Origin of the sequence: Aggregatibacter actinomycetemcomitans (assembly GCF_003130205.1) — a bacterium.
GTDB lineage: Bacteria > Pseudomonadota > Gammaproteobacteria > Enterobacterales > Pasteurellaceae > Aggregatibacter > Aggregatibacter actinomycetemcomitans_A.
Genome location: NZ_NRDF01000002.1, coordinates 186222 through 202161, shown reverse-complemented (window position 1 = coordinate 202161; position 15940 = coordinate 186222). Strand labels below are relative to the sequence as shown.

Genomic DNA, 15940 nt, shown 5'->3' with positions numbered 1-15940 from the left:
AATTATTTCACGATAATTTGCTTTTTTAACCATTATGAAACCGTATCTCGTCTTTTTACACGGCTTGCTCGGCACGCAAGCCGACTGGCAAAAACTCACGGAAAATCTACCGCACTTTCACTGCGTCGCCTTGGATTTGCCGTGGCACGGCAGCGCCAAAAATCACCCGGTGAAAAATTTTGACGAAACCTGCGCTTATGTGGCGCAACAAATCCGATTGACGGTGGGAAATCAGCCTTATTTTTTAATCGGTTACTCGCTCGGTGGACGGATTGCGCTGTATTATGCGCTCCACAGCAAATTAGAGAAATACAACCTGCGGGGCTTGATTATTGAAGGTGGCAACCTAGGACTAACCGACGAACAAGCGAAAAAAGTGCGGTGGAAAAATGATGTGTTTTGGGCGCAACGTTTTCGTCATGAAACGGCGGAATCCGTGTTGAACGATTGGTACCAACAGGCGGTGTTTGCCCATTTGAGCGAACATCAACGCAACGCCCTCATCGAAAAACGCCGCGCCAACTGCGGCGAGAATATCGCACAAATGCTGCTGGCAACCTCCCTTGCCAAACAGCCGGATTTACGAGCTGCCGTCAAAAACAGCCCTTATCCCATTTATTATTTCTGTGGTGAGCGGGATCATAAATTCAAACAGATGGCGCAGGAAAATCGGCTCAACCTGACGATTATTCCCGACGCCGGGCACAACGCCCATCAGGAAAATCCAACGGCATTTGCCGCACAATTAAATGCCTTGTTACGGGATAAATTCATTGCTTTTTGAGCGCGTAATGGCTAGAATCTGCATTCCTTATTGTCGTAGCTGAATTAGAGATCGGCTAACGATGTATCATTAACCACCTCATATCAGGAGTTATTATGTCTCTAAGTACCGAACAAAAAGCAAAAATCGTTGCTGAATATGGTCGCGATGGTAAAGACACCGGTTCTTCCGAAGTTCAAATCGCTTTATTAACCGCGCAAATCAACCATTTGCAAGCACACTTTGCGGAACACAAAAAAGACCACCACGGTCGCCGCGGTTTATTACGCATGGTTTCCCGTCGTCGTAAACTTTTAGATTACTTAAAACGTACAAATCTTGAACTTTACAGCAGCTTAATCGCTCGTTTAGGTTTACGTCGCTAATCTTTTAGGTTGTTATTTTAATAGAAACCCTCAACGTTTGTTGGGGGTTTTCTTTTTTTATACACGTTATTATTTACACCAAACTGACAAAATTTCCTCCTTTCCAAGTTGCATTTTTAAGCTAAACGCGTATTATAGCCGTCTAGATGGAAATACTTCCAAACACCCTAACATTTACACCGAATTAACATCATTCCGGAGAACGCAATGAGCCAATATTTATTCACATCCGAATCCGTTTCCGAAGGACATCCGGATAAAATCGCCGATCAAATTTCTGATGCGGTATTAGACGAAATCATCAAACAAGACCCGAAAGCCCGCGTTGCCTGCGAAACCTATGTCAAAACCGGCATGGCGTTAGTGGGCGGTGAAATCACCACATCCGCCTGGGTGGATATTGAAAATTTAGCCCGCGAAGTGATTTGCGACATCGGTTACACCAGCTCCGAAATGGGCTTTGACGGTCGTTCCTGTGCAGTATTAAACGCCATCGGCAAGCAATCTTCCGACATCAACCAAGGCGTAGATCGCGAAAATCCATTGGATCAAGGGGCGGGCGACCAAGGCATCATGTTCGGTTACGCCACCAATGAAACCGATGTCTTCATGCCAGCCGCCATCACCTATGCCCATCGTTTAATGGAGCGTCAGGCACAAGTGCGCAAAAGCGGGAAATTAGACTGGTTGCGCCCTGATGCGAAAAGCCAATTGACCTTTAAATACGAAGACAACAAGATCGTCGGAATTGATGCCGTGGTGCTTTCCACCCAGCATTCCGAAGCCATCAGCCAAAAGGATTTACATGAAGGCGTCATGGAAGAAATCATCAAACCGATTCTGCCAAGCCAATGGTTATCCAAAGACACCAAATATTTCATCAACCCGACTGGTCGTTTTGTGATTGGCGGACCGATGGGCGATTGCGGTTTAACCGGTCGTAAAATCATCGTGGATACTTACGGCGGCGCGGCACGTCACGGTGGCGGTGCATTTTCCGGTAAGGATCCGTCGAAAGTTGACCGTTCCGCCGCCTATGCCGCCCGTTATGTGGCAAAAAATATCGTTGCCGCCGGTCTTGCGGATCGCTGCGAAATCCAACTTTCTTACGCGATCGGCGTTGCCGAACCGACTTCCATCATGATCGAAACCTTCGGCACCGGTAAAGTGGCGGATGAACTATTGGTGAAATTGGTACGTGAATTCTTTGATCTGCGTCCGTACGGTTTAATCAAAATGCTAGATTTAATCCAACCGATTTATCGCCAAACGGCGGCTTACGGTCACTTCGGGCGTGAGCAATTCCCATGGGAGAAAATCGATCGTGCGGCAGATTTACGTGCGGCGGCAGGATTAAAATAATACATTAAATCATTAATTTGTGATAAAGTGCGGTTAAAAAATAACGCGTTTTTTAACCGCACTTTTTTATATGCAAACTGAAGAAAATTTTCGCATCCTGAAAATGCAGATTCTGCGCCGTTTACAACATGGTTTACAGCTGGCGGAAGCGCATTTCAACCAACCCTTTTCCATGCCGCAAATTAATTATGAATTAAAAGGCAGCAAAGCGGGGCTGGCATACCTGCAAGAAAACACCATCAAATTTAACCGCACTTTATTACTGGAAAACACCGAAGAATTTATTCATCAAGTGGTGCTGCACGAATTGGCGCATTTGGTGGTATATCAACACTACGGCAGAGTACAACCGCACGGCAAAGAATGGCAATTTGTAATGACCGAGATTTTTCATCTGCCGGCAGAGGTGTGTCATCAATTTGATTTAACCTCCGTGCAAGGCAAAACCTTCACTTACCGTTGCGCCTGTCAAACCTATCAATTAAATATTCGTCGTCATAATAAAATTCAACGTGATGGTGCAGTATATTTTTGCCGTAAATGCAAAACCCGGCTAAATTGGGTTGTTTAAATATTAACAGGGCAAATTAAAACGTGTTACAAAACTATCAAAATTTTCGATAAAAGTTATACTTCGATCACAAATCTTCGAAATTCCTTTTGCACTCCCTCCGTAACAGTACTACTATCTGCGCCAAAATAAATATAACTTATAAAAGGAGACAATATGTCAAATCAAAATGAAAAAAAATGGCGTAAATTCGATATTATTTGGATGCTTAATCTGTTTGGCACGGCGGTAGGAGCAGGTGTACTGTTTTTGCCGATTAATGCGGGCATGGGGGGATTTTGGCCATTAATTGTGATGGCGATTTTAGTAGGACCAATGACTTACTTGGCACATCGCGGTTTGTCCCGATTCGTGCTGTCATCTGCCAAACCGGGCAGTGATATTACCGAAGTGGTAGAGGAACATTTCGGTAAAACTGCAGGGAAATTAATCACCTTGCTGTATTTTTTTGCGATTTTTCCGATTTTGTTAATTTATGGCAATGGCATCACCAACACCGTGGACTCCTTTATCGTTCACCAGCTAGGCATGCCATCGCCGAATCGGGTACTGCTCTCTTTTGTTCTCATCGCCACATTAATTTCCATTATGCTGATGAATGAAAAAGTGATGCTGAAAATCACCGAATTCTTGGTTTATCCGCTGGTTATCATTCTTGTCGCTTTATCGGTTTACCTGATTCCGAACTGGAACACCTCTATGCTACAGGAAATGCCAACGACTCAAGGCTTTATCATGACTTTGTGGCTTACCATTCCGGTATTAGTGTTTTCTTTTAACCACTCTCCTGCCATTTCCGCCTTTTCGCAATCGCAACAACGGGAATACCAAGATCCCGTTTTGGCGGAAAAGCACGCGAGCAAAACATTGAAAGGCACGGCAACCATTTTGTTATTCTTTGTCATGTTCTTTGTGTTCAGCTGCGTATTGACTTTAACCCCGGCGGAGCTTACCGAAGCGAAAGCACAAAACATCAGTATTTTGTCTTATTTAGCCAATAAATTCGACAACCCGTATATTTCCTACCTCGGCCCGTTAGTGGCGTTTTTAGCCATTACCAGCTCCTTCTTCGGACATTATTTGGGCGCCCGTGAGGGATTGGAAGGCCTTTACTTAAAAATGACCGGTAACAAAACCATCAATCGAAAAACACTGAATTATGGCACCGCACTTTTCTTCCTCATCACCCTTTGGCTGGTGGCGATTCGCAATCCGAGCATCCTCGGTTTAATTGAATCGTTGGGTGGCCCGATTATTGCCATGATTTTGTTCATTATGCCAATGTATGCCATTCGTAATGTACCCGCCATGCGACGTTACAGAGGCAGACTCAGCAACATATTTGTGGTGGTCATGGGATCCATTGCGATTTCAGCGGTAGTCTATGGATTATTTTAAAATTTCACGTAGAATGCGCTTCCTTTAAAATTTAACCCGATGCCTCACCTCATGCGTGAGGCATTCCGATAATGAAAAATGATGAGTGAAATATGATTAGTGTTTTTGATATGTTTAAAATCGGCATCGGTCCGTCCAGCTCGCACACGGTGGGTCCGATGAAGGCGGGGAAACAGTTTATTGACGATTTAATTACGCAACATCTCTTGGAAAAAACACAAAAAATTCAAGTGGATGTTTACGGTTCACTCTCAATGACCGGCCTTGGACACGGCACCGACATCGCTATCATCATGGGGCTGGCAGGCTATTTACCGCATAATGTGGAAATTGAACGCATTCCCGCTTTTATTGCAGAAGTGAAAAAAACCGCCAAACTGCCTCTTGCCGAAGGCAAACAACTTGCACAATTTAACCCGGCAACGGACATGATTTTTCACCAAACCTTCCTGCCGCTGCACGAAAACGGCATGACCATTACCGCATTTCACCGGGATCAAGAATTATATAAACAAACCTATTATTCTATCGGCGGCGGCTTTATTGTAGACGACGCCCATTTCAACCAAACCGAAAAAAATGAAATGAACGTGCCTTATCCCTACCACATTGCGGCGGATATTTTGCGTAGCTGTCAGGAAAGCGGGTTATCCATTTCCAGTTTAATGATGCAAAATGAACTGGCACTACATAGCGAAGACGAATTAAAAACCCATTTGCATCAAGTGTGGCAGACCATGAAAGATTGTATCGAACACGGTTTACACACTGAAGGGGTTTTGCCCGGTCCGTTAAAAGTAGCTCGTCGTGCGGCAACACTTTATCGCATGCTGAAAGCGAACAGTGAGCTTTCAACGGATCCAATGAGTGTCATCGACTGGGTAAATATGTTCGCTTTGGCAGTGAACGAAGAAAATGCTGCCGGCGGACGGGTCGTCACAGCGCCCACCAACGGGGCTTGCGGTATCGTGCCTGCGGTGCTGGCGTATTATGAGAAATTTGTCGGCGCACTCACCGATGAAATCGTCGAACGTTACCTGCTCGCCTGCAGCATGATCGGCTCGTTGTATAAAATGAACGCTTCCATTTCCGGTGCCGAAGTGGGCTGTCAAGGAGAAGTGGGCGTTGCCTGCTCCATGGCGGCGGCGGGGCTCTCGGAAATTCTCGGCGGCAGCCCTGAACAGGTGTGTATTGCGGCGGAAATCGCCATGGAACACAACCTTGGCTTAACCTGCGACCCGGTGGGCGGGCAAGTGCAAGTGCCTTGCATCGAACGCAATGCCATCGCCTCCGTCAAAGCCATTAACGCCAGCCGCATGGCATTGCGCCGCACCACCAGCCCGCGCGTCAGTCTGGATAAGGTGATCGAAACCATGTACGAAACCGGTAAAGACATGAACGCCAAATACCGCGAAACTTCGCAAGGCGGCTTGGCGATTAAAGTGGTTTGCTCATAAAAGTGCGGTAATTTTTCACGGTGTTTTTTTAAATGTAACCCCATACTTACCGTATGGGGTTATTGTTTAAACGGAGGTTATACCCTCAAACGGGACATCGTTAAAAATCATCGAAATACTGCTGAATTTCCTTCACATCTTTGGTTTTGGTTAACGCCAGTTGCAACAACACGCGCGCTTTTTGCGGGTTTAATGAACCTGAGGTTACGAAGCCGTATTTGCTGTCATCCACTTCCGCATCTCGGGTGGTATAACCCGTCGGCACGCGGGAAGAACGCACCACCGCCACGCCGTCTTTCGCCGCTTTTTCCAATAAATCCAAATTCGCCTGATTCACATTGCCGTTACCCACGCCGGCACTGATGACACCCTGATAACCGGCGTTCAATAAGGCTTGCAACGGTTCCGTTGGCATATTGGAATACGCATACACGATTCCCACTTTCGGCAAAGCATCCAGTTTCGACACATCAAACGGCGTATTGGTGGTGTGTTTGCTTTCCGGCGAACGTTCGTAATCCACTTTACTGTTATGAATATAGCCTAACGGACCGAAGTTCGGCGCCACAAAGGTTTGCACTGCCGTAGTGCTCATTTTGGTTACATCGCGGGCCCCCAGCACTTTGTCGTTCATCGCCACTAGCACACCGCGACCGGCAGATTTTTTATCTGTCGCCACCACCACGGCATTATATAAATTTAACGGACCATCAGCGCTTTTTTCCGTCGCCGGACGCATGGCGCCCACTAACACCACCGGCTTTTCACATTTCACCGTTAAATCCAGAAAATAGGCGGTTTCTTCCATGGTGTCCGTGCCGTGCGTAATCACAAAGCCGTCCGTATCGGCGCATTGTTGATTAATGGTTTTGGCTAATTTCAGCCACACTTCATCGTTCATATCCTGTGAACCGATATTCACCACCTGTTCGCCTTTAATTTCCGCAAGATTTTTCATTTCCGGCACCGCTTCAATTAAGCGTTCCACCGTCAACTGCCCCGCTTTATAGGCAGAACTGACCGCTGTTTCACCATCTCCGGCAATGGTTCCACCGGTTGCCAAAATGGTAATGTTCGGCAAATTTGCCGCATAGGCGGCGGAACAGGCTAAACTTAATACGGTGAATGCGGTTAATTTTCTTAACTTCATAATGATTCCTCTTTATTAACATTTAACGCTACCCGGATTTTACTCACAAAGTGCTCAAGCAAAAGAACCAACCAGTGTTATTTCCTGATTTTTCAGCGGGATTTTTCCAATTCTTCGATCCTGATCACAAAAAAGTGCGGTCATTTTTTACAGCGTTTTATTTCCGCGCGTAAAATCACTGGCTTAATGGAACCGAAATCAGTACAATCGCACCTCATTTTTATCCTGTCGTCACTTCAAATGGAAGGACGTCGATTTCGGTTTCCGCCGTAATGTGTAATAACGAGGCTCCCATGTTAGAACAAGCTGTTGCCGAACCGGCAAAAAAAGTCAATTTAATGAATTTAACCCGCGCGCAAATGCGTGAGTTTTTCGCCGAATTAGGCGAAAAGCCATTCCGCACCGATCAGTTGGTGAAATGGATTTATCATTTCGGCGAAGACAATTTCGACAACATGACCAACCTGAACAAAGCGTTACGGGAAAAACTGAAAACCGTAGCGGAAATCAAAGCGCCGGAAGTGGCGGTTGAGCAACGTTCCGCCGACGGCACCATTAAATGGGCGATGCAGGTGGGTGATCAGCAAGTGGAAACCGTGTATATCCCCGAAGCGGATCGCGCCACCTTATGCGTTTCTTCGCAAGTGGGTTGCGCCTTGGCTTGTACCTTCTGTTCTACCGCCCAACAGGGCTTCAACCGCAATTTAACGGTGGCGGAAATTATCGGTCAGGTGTGGCGCGCCTCGAAAATTATCGGCAATTTCGGCGTCACCGGCGTGCGTCCGATTACCAATGTCGTCATGATGGGCATGGGCGAACCCTTGTTAAATGTGGCTAATGTGGTGCCGGCAATGGAAATCATGCTGGATGATTTTGCTTACGGCTTGTCCAAACGCCGCGTCACCTTATCCACCTCCGGTGTCGTGCCTGCGTTGGATAATTTAAGCAAAATGATCGATGTGGCGTTGGCGATTTCCCTGCACGCGCCGAACGATGAATTGCGCGATGAAATCGTGCCGTTAAACAAGAAATACAACATTAAAACCCTGATTGATTCGGTGAACCGTTATTTGAGCGTCTCCAACGCCAATCACGGCAAAGTGACCATTGAATATGTGATGTTGGATCACATTAACGATCATGTGGAGCACGCCCACCAGCTCGCCGCCGTACTGAAAAATACGCCGTGCAAAATTAACCTGATTCCGTGGAACCCGTTCCCCCAAGCGCCTTATGCGAAAAGCTCCAATACCCGAATCGACCGTTTCCAGAAAACCTTAATGGAATACGGTTTAACCGTGATTGTGCGCAAAACCCGCGGCGATGACATTGACGCCGCCTGCGGGCAATTAGCCGGCGATGTGATCGACCGCACCAAACGCACCGCACAGAAAAAACGTTTCGGGCAAGACATCGCCGTTCAAGTTCAATAACCCTACTGAGGAGAAAAAATAAATGGTCAAATTTCAACGGTATAATCGTGCAATACCGTTTATTTTTCTATTTTTGCTTTCCGCCTGCGTCACCCAACAAAGTGCGGTAGATTTTGACAAGCAAAAAGCCGCCAAAGCTCGCGTGGAACTGGCATTAGGTTATTTGCAACAGCAAGATTCCGCACAAGCCAAGCTGAACCTGGATAAAGCCCGTTCTTACGCCCCCGATTATTATTTGGTGTCGGCGGCATTTGCCTATTTCTATCAACAACAGGGCGATCTTGAACAAGCCCGTGCCGCCTATTTGAACGCCATAAAATTAGATGATAAACAAGGGGATGTGTTCAACAATTACGGTGCATTTCTTTGTGCGCAAGGGGAATTTGACTCTGCCTATGTGCAATTTGAACGCGCCCTCAAGACCCCGAATTATTATCATCAGGCAGATACTTATGAAAATCTGGCATTATGTGCTTTATCTGCGAAAAACCACGCCGTTTATCAGCAAAATCTCGCATTATTGATGAAAATTGCTCCGGCGCGGGCGGCGAAATTGCTCCAAGAGATAAAATAAGAGTTTTCCACAGACAACAGTGCGGTCGTTTTTACCCGTAAATTTCCTTTCAATCGCAGAATAACGCCATATAACAGTTGCAAAACAGGCGTTACAACCTTAAACTTTAGCACTCAATTTTAGTCAGAACTATCGTCCGTTTATGAATATGCAAAATACATCAGAAGCACAATCCCGTAACGAACAGCAAATCACTTTAGGCGATAAATTCCGCCTTGCCCGCGAGGCCCTCAATCTTACGCCGGAGCAAGTGTCAAAAGAGATTTCTTTACGTCCCGCCCTTGTTCATCTCATCGAAAATAACCAGTTTACCAACGAAACCATTCCCGCCACATTTATGCGCGGTTATGTGCGTAGTTATGCGAAATTTTTGCGTATTCCGGACAGCGATTGGGTCAATGCCATTCATTTCGGCAACGAACAGAAAAACGATTTGGGCAAAAACGCCCGCGCGACCCGCTCCGTTAACCAATATTCGTCACACAATAACTGGATTGGTTACCTCAGCGCTTTGGTTATTTTGATCGTGGTCGGCATGACTGGAATCTGGTGGTGGGAAAGTCACCAGCAATCTAACGCAGAACGGGATGTGTTAGTCAATTCCTACACGCCGTCCGCAGCGGTGACAACGGAAGTGAACACCGCGCCAGCCAAGCCCGCAGGTAATGAAATTCCGGTGCTGCAGCCTACCGCCAAAATCGAAAATACCTTAACGGATAATGCGCCGAAAGGCACCCGTATCGAAATTCAGACCAAGCCGCTCACAGAGCCACCGGCGGCAACTAATACGGCACCCGTCGTTCAAGCATCAAGCACAGCGGCAACCGCCAATGTGCTGCAATCGGAAATGGAAAAAATCGGGGTCAACGAGCAGTTAGCTAACGTTCAGCCTGACGCACAAGCCGCTACCGAGCCGCAAAGTGCGGTGGAAAATCCTAGCGTTTCTGCGGCAGCCACAAACGATAACTTACACATTGAAGTCATCGGTAACTGCTGGATCAGCGTAAAAGACAAAAATCGCAAAGTATTGGCGCAAAAAGAATATAAACAAGGCGACGTGTTAAGCTTCAACGAAGAAGAGCCTTATTCCTTAATTATCGGCGCACCGGGCAATGTAAGAATTACCTATAAAGGTCAAGCCTTCCCGTTAACCGTTGACGGACGCGTGGCAAAATTTAAATTACCTCAATAATGAATTAACTCATGTTAGAAAAACCAAAGATTCAACGTAGAGAATCAACGAAGATTTATGTGGGAAAGGTGCCTGTCGGCGGTGATTCGCCGATTGCCGTGCAATCAATGACGAATACGCGTACCACCGATGTGGAAGCCACTGTGGCGCAGATTAAATCCTTGGAACGGGTGGGCGCGGATATTGTGCGTGTTTCTGTGCCAACCATGGACGCAGCAGAAGCCTTCAAATTGATCAAACAACAAGTCAACGTGCCGCTGGTGGCGGATATTCACTTTGACTATCGCATTGCGTTGAAAGTAGCGGAATACGGCGTGGACTGTTTGCGTATCAACCCGGGTAATATCGGGCGGGAAGATCGTATTCGTGCCGTAGTGGATTGCGCTAAAGATAAAAATATTCCGATTCGGATCGGCGTCAATGCCGGTTCTCTGGAAAAAGATATTCAGGAAAAATATGGCGAACCTACGCCGCAAGCCTTATTGGAATCCGCATTACGTCATGTGGAAATTCTGGATCGTTTGAACTTCGATCAATTTAAAGTGAGCGTCAAAGCCTCCGATGTCTATTTGGCAGTGGAAGCCTATCGCTTGCTCGCCAAAGCCATTAAACAGCCCTTGCATTTAGGTATTACCGAAGCCGGTGGCGCTCGTGCGGGGGCGGTGAAATCGGCAATCGGTTTGGGAATGCTGCTGTCCGAAGGGATCGGTGATACGTTACGGATATCCTTAGCGGCGGATCCGGTGGAAGAAATCAAAGTCGGTTTCGACATTTTGAAATCCTTACGCATTCGTTCGCGCGGGATTAATTTCATCGCCTGCCCGACCTGTTCCCGTCAGGAATTCGACGTCATCGGCACGGTCAACGCCCTTGAACAGCGCTTGGAAGACATTATCACGCCGATGGACGTTTCCATTATCGGCTGTGTGGTAAACGGCCCGGGTGAAGCGCTGGTTTCCGATTTGGGTGTAACCGGCGGTAACAAGAAAAGCGGTTATTATCTTTCCGGCGAACGTCAAAAAGAGCGTTTTGACAATGAGGATTTAATCAATCAGCTGGAAGCCAAAATTCGCGCCCGCGTTGCGCAGCAAGACCCGAAAAATCGCATTATTTAATCTTTATTACAGGAATTTATTGTGGCAAAAACTATTCAGGCAATTCGTGGTATGAACGATTGCTTACCAACGGAAACCCCTTTGTGGCAGTGGGTTGAAAATAAAGTGCGGTCGGTTTTACAGGCGTATGGTTACGCCGAAATTCGGATGCCGATTGTAGAAAGCACGCCCTTATTCGCACGCGCCATCGGCGAAGTGACCGATGTGGTAGAAAAAGAAATGTTTACCTTTAACGACCGTGACGACGAAAGTTTAACGCTCCGCCCGGAAGGCACGGCAGGTTGCGTGCGCGCCGGAATTGAGCGCGGTTTGTTATACAATCAGGAACAGCGTTTGTGGTACATGGGACCGATGTTCCGTTACGAACGCCCGCAAAAAGGCCGTTATCGTCAATTCCATCAGGTCGGCGTGGAAATTTTCGGCATTCAAAACCCGGAAATTGACGCGGAACTCATCGCCTTAACCGCCCGTTTATGGAAAGATTTGGGTATTTTTGACCATGTGACGCTTCAACTTAATTCCATCGGTTCCTTGGAAGCTCGTAAAAATTATCGCCAGGCGTTGGTGGATTTCCTGCAAAATCATCTCGATATTTTAGATGAAGACAGCAAACGCCGTTTAACCACCAATCCGTTGCGGATTTTGGACAGCAAAGATCAGCGCGTTCAACAGGTGTTAAACGATGCACCGAAATTACACGATTATCTTGATGAAGAATCCCGCGAACATTTTGCGCAATTATGCGCCTTGCTGGATAATTTGGGCATCAAATACGAAATCAATCAAAAACTGGTACGCGGTTTGGATTACTACAATAAAACCGTGTTTGAATGGGTCACTTCCGCGTTGGGCGCGCAAGGCACGGTATGCGGTGGCGGTCGTTATGACGGCTTGGTGGAACAGCTTGGCGGGCACGCCACCTCCGGTGTCGGCTTCGCCATGGGTTTGGAGCGCTTAGTGTTGCTCGTGCAGGAAGTCAATAAGCAGATTACGCTACCAAGTGCGGTGGATATTTACATCGTTTATCAAGGTGAAGACACCACAGTGGCGGCATTTAGCCTGGCGGAAAAGCTCCGTTCGGAATTACCGCACTTACGCACGCTATTGCATTGCAGCGGCGGAAACTTCAAAAAACAATTCAAACGTGCCGATAAAAGTGGCGCGAAATTGGCTTTAGTGATCGGTGAAGACGAAGTGAAAAATCAACAAGTGGTCGTGAAAGACTTGCTACAACACAGCGAACAAGCGATGGTGGCATTAAGCGACATTACCACTCATATTCAAAATACATTTAAATAAGGAAAGAAAAATGGCTTATACCATTGAAGAAGAACAAGAACTGAGCGCCATCAAAGCCTGGTGGAATGAAAACTACAAATTTATTATCGTTTGTTTTGTCATTGCGTTTGGCGGCGTGTTCGGCTGGAATTACTGGCAGTCTCATCAAATACAAAAAATACATAATGTCTCCACCGAATATGAACAGGCATTGTTTAATTATCAAAAAGATCCAAAAGCACAAGCGGAACAATTTGATCAATTCATTAAAAATAATGAAAAAACCAGTTATGCCGTTTTAGCCTTGCTCGACAAAGCGAAAATCGCAGTGGAAAACAAAGATTTCCCATTGGCGGAAGAGGCACTGAAACAGGCAATGGCGCAATCTAACGATGACATTTTATCTTCCGTCAGTGCCTTGCGTTTAGCTTCCGTGCAGTTCCAACTGGGGCAATTGGATCCCGCGTTGGAGAGCCTTAAATTAGTCAAAGAGCAAGCATGGAACAGTGCGAAAAACCTGTTGGCAGGCGATATTCAATTAGCTAAAGGTGATAAAGAAGCAGCGAAGAGAAGCTACCAACAAGCGCAGGAAAATGCCGGCGCATTGGAGCAACAGCTCATTCAAGTGCGGTTAAATAATTTATAGTTTTTAGGCTTGGTTTCCCCAAGCCTTTCTGTTATCCCAATCCAAGGCTTACTATGTCAAGAAATAAACCGAAATTTCCCATTCCGCCGCCACTCATTTTTGTCTTTTGTGCATTACTGATGAAATTGTTGCCACCCCTTTGGCAATTTCCGACATCCTGGGGATTGGTCATCATTTTCGGCGCCTTAGGCTGCCTCATCGGCGCGGGCAGTGTGTTGCAATTTTTACTGGCAAAAACCACCGTGAATCCGCTGCAATTAGAAACCGCTTCACAATTGGTTACTACCGGAATCTATAAATTCACCCGTAATCCCATGTACCTAGGCTTAGTTTTTATCTTGTTAGGTTGGATGTGTTACTTAGGTTCGTTATCTGCTTTTTTCGGCATTGTATTATTCATTTGGTACATCACCGAGTTTCAGATTAAACGGGAAGAAGACAGCCTGCGGAACATTTTTGGAGAGCAATTTACCCAATATTGTCGCCGTACCCGCAGATGGTTGTAAACGAATTATAAAGACAGGATTTCTTTGACGAAGGGAATAGTCAGTTTGCGTTGCGCCTGCAAAGAAGCTTGATCCAATTTTTCTAAGGCTTCAAATAAGGTTTTCATATCCCGTTCCAAACGTTTAAACAGGAAATTCGCCGTTTCACCAGGCAATTCGATACCGCGCTGGTGGGCGTTCTCTTGCAATACGGCAATTTTTTGTGCGTCATCCAACGGCATTAATTGATACACCTCACCCCAAGTCAAACGGGAATGGAGATCGGGCAGGCGTACCGCTAAATTCGCCGGCGATTGATCGGCGCTCATTAACAAAAGGGTTTTTCCGGTTTCACGAATGCGATTAATTAAATCGAAAATCGCCAGTTCCCATTCCGCATTGCCTATCACTTCCTGCACATCATCCAAACACACGACGTCCTGCTGTTCAAGATTTTCCAACACCGCCGGGGAAAAATATTGCGCCTTATTCAACGGAACATAAAGTGCGGGGCGTTGTTGGGTTAAATAATGGTGGCAAATGGCTTTCAATAAATGGCTTTTACCGCTGCCGCGATTGCCCCAAATATAGAAAAATTGCTGTTGAAGATGGGAGAAATTTTTTTGCAGGGAATTGAGCAGCAGCTGATTATTTTCCGCGTGGAAATTTTCCAACGTATCATCATCAAGCTGATAAATGGGCAAAGAAAGTTGAAAATGTAGCTCGCTCAAATCAAATACCGAAAAATGCTGAAGTAAAGTGCGGTAAGAATAAACGAAATTTTTTCATTTAGAAAGCCATTGGCGGATATTTTTATCTTCGTTTTTATATCCGCCAATGGCATTTTCTCTTAATCCTGAAGAGTGTCGTTTTTCGCTTTTGGCAATACCAGATTCAAGATAATCGCCACCACGGCGCACAGGCTGATTCCTTTCAAAGAAACACCGCCCACATCAACGAACATATTGCCGATACCGAAGGTCATCACCACCGCAATAATACACAGATTACGTGCTTCGGTAACATCCACTTTGGCGCGAATTAAGGTGTTCATGCCGACCACCGCAATGGAGCCGAACACCAACATCATGATACCGCCCATCACGATGGTTGGGATGCTGGATAAAAAGGCGCCAACTTTGCCGCAGAAAGAAATGCCAATCGCCCAAACCGCCGCCCAAGTCATGATATTCGGGTTAAAGTTACGGGTCAGCATCACCGCGCCGGTCACTTCCGCATAAGTGGTATTCGGCGGTCCGCCTAATAATGACGCGGCACCTGTGGCGATACCGTCTCCTAGCAATGTGCGATGTAATCCCGGTTTTTTGATGAAGTCTTTGCCCGTTACCGAACTGATTGCCATAATCCCGCCCACGTGTTCAACCGCAGGTGCGATGGCAATCGGCAGTAAATATAAAATCGCTTCCGGTTTAAACTCCGGTACCGTGAGATTCGGTATACTGAACCAAGGTGCATCCAATACTGGTTGGAAATTAATCAATCCTATGAACAGGCATAAAATATAGCCCACGGCGATACCGAACATAATCGGGATTAATTTCATCAACCCCTTGGAGAACACCGCGACGCACAAGGTGGTAATTAAAGTCACCATGGAAACCAGCACCGCATCGTTATATTGATAGTCGCTGTTTTTACCGAGTGCCATATCCACGGCGACAGGCGCCAGGCCCATACCGATGATAATAATCACCGGACCAACCACCACCGGCGGGAAAATACGTTCCAACGCCGCCGCGCCGCGCAGTTTCACCAGTACACTTAACGCCACATAAACCAAGCCGGCGCACGCCAAGCCGCCCATGGTGACAGGAATCCCCCAAGTGGCGACGCCGTATTGAATCGGTGCAATAAAAGCAAAGGAGGACGCCAGGAAAATCGGCACCTGTTTTCCGGTGCAAAGTTGGAAGAGTAAGGTTCCGATACCGGCGGTAAGCAATGCCGTATTGGCGTCAAGACCGGTAATTAAAGGCACTAAAACCAACGCGCCAAACGCGACGAATAACATTTGTAAACCGACAAACGCTTGCTTGCCGACGCTTTGACGCGCTTGTGAGGCGTCTAATTGTGTTTCTGTTGTCATGTAAGTTTCAACTCTCTGTCTGAATT

At 46.6% G+C, this 15940-nt stretch carries 16 protein-coding genes; 13 read left to right on the top strand and 3 right to left on the bottom strand.

Features of this window, described 5'->3' with window-relative positions; genetic code table 11:
• The first annotated feature begins 34 nt into the window (after nucleotides 1-34).
• The 6 genes from menH to DK423_RS03030 all read left to right on the top strand — a co-directional run bounded on the left by menH (nucleotide 35) and on the right by DK423_RS03030 (nucleotide 5937).
• Nucleotides 35-784, top strand: a complete 750-nt coding sequence (gene menH, locus DK423_RS03055; RefSeq protein ID WP_005558680.1) for a 2-succinyl-6-hydroxy-2,4-cyclohexadiene-1-carboxylate synthase — start codon at nucleotides 35-37, stop codon at nucleotides 782-784.
• Between the two features lie 95 nt (nucleotides 785-879).
• Complete coding sequence (rpsO, locus tag DK423_RS03050; RefSeq protein WP_005540508.1) at nucleotides 880-1149, top strand: 30S ribosomal protein S15; 270 nt, start codon at nucleotides 880-882, stop codon at nucleotides 1147-1149.
• 207 nt (nucleotides 1150-1356) lie between these two features.
• Nucleotides 1357-2511 (top strand): methionine adenosyltransferase, encoded by a 1155-nt coding sequence (gene metK, locus DK423_RS03045; protein ID WP_005558677.1) that lies wholly within the window; start codon nucleotides 1357-1359, stop codon nucleotides 2509-2511.
• Nucleotides 2512-2581: 70 nt separating this feature from the next.
• Nucleotides 2582-3082: a SprT family zinc-dependent metalloprotease gene (locus DK423_RS03040; RefSeq protein WP_005558675.1), complete on the top strand. Its 501-nt coding sequence runs from the start codon at nucleotides 2582-2584 to the stop codon at nucleotides 3080-3082.
• A gap of 156 nt (nucleotides 3083-3238) precedes the next feature.
• A complete protein-coding gene (locus DK423_RS03035) occupies nucleotides 3239-4480 on the top strand; it encodes an HAAAP family serine/threonine permease (protein ID WP_005558673.1) in 1242 nt (413 codons plus the stop codon).
• Nucleotides 4481-4572: 92 nt separating this feature from the next.
• Nucleotides 4573-5937 carry an L-serine ammonia-lyase gene (locus DK423_RS03030; protein WP_005558671.1) on the top strand — a complete coding sequence of 455 codons (1365 nt, stop codon included), beginning with the start codon at nucleotides 4573-4575 and terminating at the stop codon, nucleotides 5935-5937.
• Between the two features lie 100 nt (nucleotides 5938-6037).
• Here DK423_RS03030 and ansB read toward each other — a convergent pair whose 3' ends face one another.
• Nucleotides 6038-7087, bottom strand: coding sequence for an L-asparaginase 2 (ansB, locus tag DK423_RS03025; protein ID WP_005558669.1), 1050 nt, complete (start codon nucleotides 7085-7087; stop codon nucleotides 6038-6040).
• A gap of 272 nt (nucleotides 7088-7359) precedes the next feature.
• On the opposite strand from ansB, the gene DK423_RS03020 reads away from it, so the two are divergent.
• The 7 genes from DK423_RS03020 to DK423_RS02990 all read left to right on the top strand — a co-directional run bounded on the left by DK423_RS03020 (nucleotide 7360) and on the right by DK423_RS02990 (nucleotide 13831).
• Nucleotides 7360-8520 carry a bifunctional tRNA (adenosine(37)-C2)-methyltransferase TrmG/ribosomal RNA large subunit methyltransferase RlmN gene (locus DK423_RS03020; protein ID WP_109043866.1) on the top strand — a complete coding sequence of 387 codons (1161 nt, stop codon included), beginning with the start codon at nucleotides 7360-7362 and terminating at the stop codon, nucleotides 8518-8520.
• Between the two features lie 22 nt (nucleotides 8521-8542).
• Nucleotides 8543-9094, top strand: coding sequence for a type IV pilus biogenesis/stability protein PilW (gene pilW / locus DK423_RS03015; RefSeq protein WP_005558662.1), 552 nt, complete (start codon nucleotides 8543-8545; stop codon nucleotides 9092-9094).
• A 142-nt stretch (nucleotides 9095-9236) separates the two neighbouring features.
• Nucleotides 9237-10286: a RodZ domain-containing protein gene (locus DK423_RS03010; protein ID WP_005558660.1), complete on the top strand. Its 1050-nt coding sequence runs from the start codon at nucleotides 9237-9239 to the stop codon at nucleotides 10284-10286.
• Nucleotides 10287-10297: 11 nt separating this feature from the next.
• The gene (gene ispG / locus DK423_RS03005) at nucleotides 10298-11401 is read left to right on the top strand and encodes a flavodoxin-dependent (E)-4-hydroxy-3-methylbut-2-enyl-diphosphate synthase (RefSeq protein WP_005558658.1); all 1104 of its coding nucleotides are present in this window, start codon (nucleotides 10298-10300) and stop codon (nucleotides 11399-11401) included.
• A 21-nt stretch (nucleotides 11402-11422) separates the two neighbouring features.
• The gene (gene hisS / locus DK423_RS03000) at nucleotides 11423-12700 is read left to right on the top strand and encodes a histidine--tRNA ligase (RefSeq protein ID WP_061886725.1); all 1278 of its coding nucleotides are present in this window, start codon (nucleotides 11423-11425) and stop codon (nucleotides 12698-12700) included.
• 10 nt (nucleotides 12701-12710) lie between these two features.
• The gene (locus DK423_RS02995; RefSeq protein ID WP_005558656.1) at nucleotides 12711-13325 is read left to right on the top strand and encodes a YfgM family protein; all 615 of its coding nucleotides are present in this window, start codon (nucleotides 12711-12713) and stop codon (nucleotides 13323-13325) included.
• Nucleotides 13326-13378: 53 nt separating this feature from the next.
• On the top strand, nucleotides 13379-13831 hold the full coding sequence (locus DK423_RS02990; RefSeq protein ID WP_005558655.1) for a methyltransferase family protein: 453 nt from the start codon (nucleotides 13379-13381) through the stop codon (nucleotides 13829-13831).
• Nucleotides 13832-13836: 5 nt separating this feature from the next.
• Here DK423_RS02990 and hda read toward each other — a convergent pair whose 3' ends face one another.
• Nucleotides 13837-14541 carry a DnaA inactivator Hda gene (gene hda, locus DK423_RS02985; RefSeq protein ID WP_005558654.1) on the bottom strand — a complete coding sequence of 235 codons (705 nt, stop codon included), beginning with the start codon at nucleotides 14539-14541 and terminating at the stop codon, nucleotides 13837-13839.
• Nucleotides 14542-14660: 119 nt separating this feature from the next.
• Nucleotides 14661-15914, bottom strand: a complete 1254-nt coding sequence (locus DK423_RS02980; protein ID WP_005558652.1) for a nucleobase:cation symporter-2 family protein — start codon at nucleotides 15912-15914, stop codon at nucleotides 14661-14663.
• Nucleotides 15915-15940 lie beyond the last annotated feature (26 nt).

What these genes read in the sequence shown, in the direction of transcription:
- ispG (WP_005558658.1), top strand. Translation starts at nt 10,298, where the DNA reads ATGTTAGAAAAACCAAAGATTCAACGTAGAGAATCAACGAAGATTTAT.
- DK423_RS03040 (WP_005558675.1), top strand. Translation starts at nt 2,582, where the DNA reads ATGCAAACTGAAGAAAATTTTCGCATCCTGAAAATGCAGATTCTGCGC.
- DK423_RS03010 (WP_005558660.1), top strand. Translation starts at nt 9,237, where the DNA reads ATGAATATGCAAAATACATCAGAAGCACAATCCCGTAACGAACAGCAA.
- DK423_RS03035 (WP_005558673.1), top strand. Translation starts at nt 3,239, where the DNA reads ATGTCAAATCAAAATGAAAAAAAATGGCGTAAATTCGATATTATTTGG.
- ansB (WP_005558669.1), bottom strand. Translation starts at nt 7,087, where the DNA reads ATGAAGTTAAGAAAATTAACCGCATTCACCGTATTAAGTTTAGCCTGT.
- DK423_RS03020 (WP_109043866.1), top strand. Translation starts at nt 7,360, where the DNA reads ATGTGTAATAACGAGGCTCCCATGTTAGAACAAGCTGTTGCCGAACCG.
- rpsO (WP_005540508.1), top strand. Translation starts at nt 880, where the DNA reads ATGTCTCTAAGTACCGAACAAAAAGCAAAAATCGTTGCTGAATATGGT.
- metK (WP_005558677.1), top strand. Translation starts at nt 1,357, where the DNA reads ATGAGCCAATATTTATTCACATCCGAATCCGTTTCCGAAGGACATCCG.
- DK423_RS02990 (WP_005558655.1), top strand. Translation starts at nt 13,379, where the DNA reads ATGTCAAGAAATAAACCGAAATTTCCCATTCCGCCGCCACTCATTTTT.
- DK423_RS02980 (WP_005558652.1), bottom strand. Translation starts at nt 15,914, where the DNA reads ATGACAACAGAAACACAATTAGACGCCTCACAAGCGCGTCAAAGCGTC.
- pilW (WP_005558662.1), top strand. Translation starts at nt 8,543, where the DNA reads ATGGTCAAATTTCAACGGTATAATCGTGCAATACCGTTTATTTTTCTA.
- DK423_RS02995 (WP_005558656.1), top strand. Translation starts at nt 12,711, where the DNA reads ATGGCTTATACCATTGAAGAAGAACAAGAACTGAGCGCCATCAAAGCC.
- DK423_RS03030 (WP_005558671.1), top strand. Translation starts at nt 4,573, where the DNA reads ATGATTAGTGTTTTTGATATGTTTAAAATCGGCATCGGTCCGTCCAGC.
- menH (WP_005558680.1), top strand. Translation starts at nt 35, where the DNA reads ATGAAACCGTATCTCGTCTTTTTACACGGCTTGCTCGGCACGCAAGCC.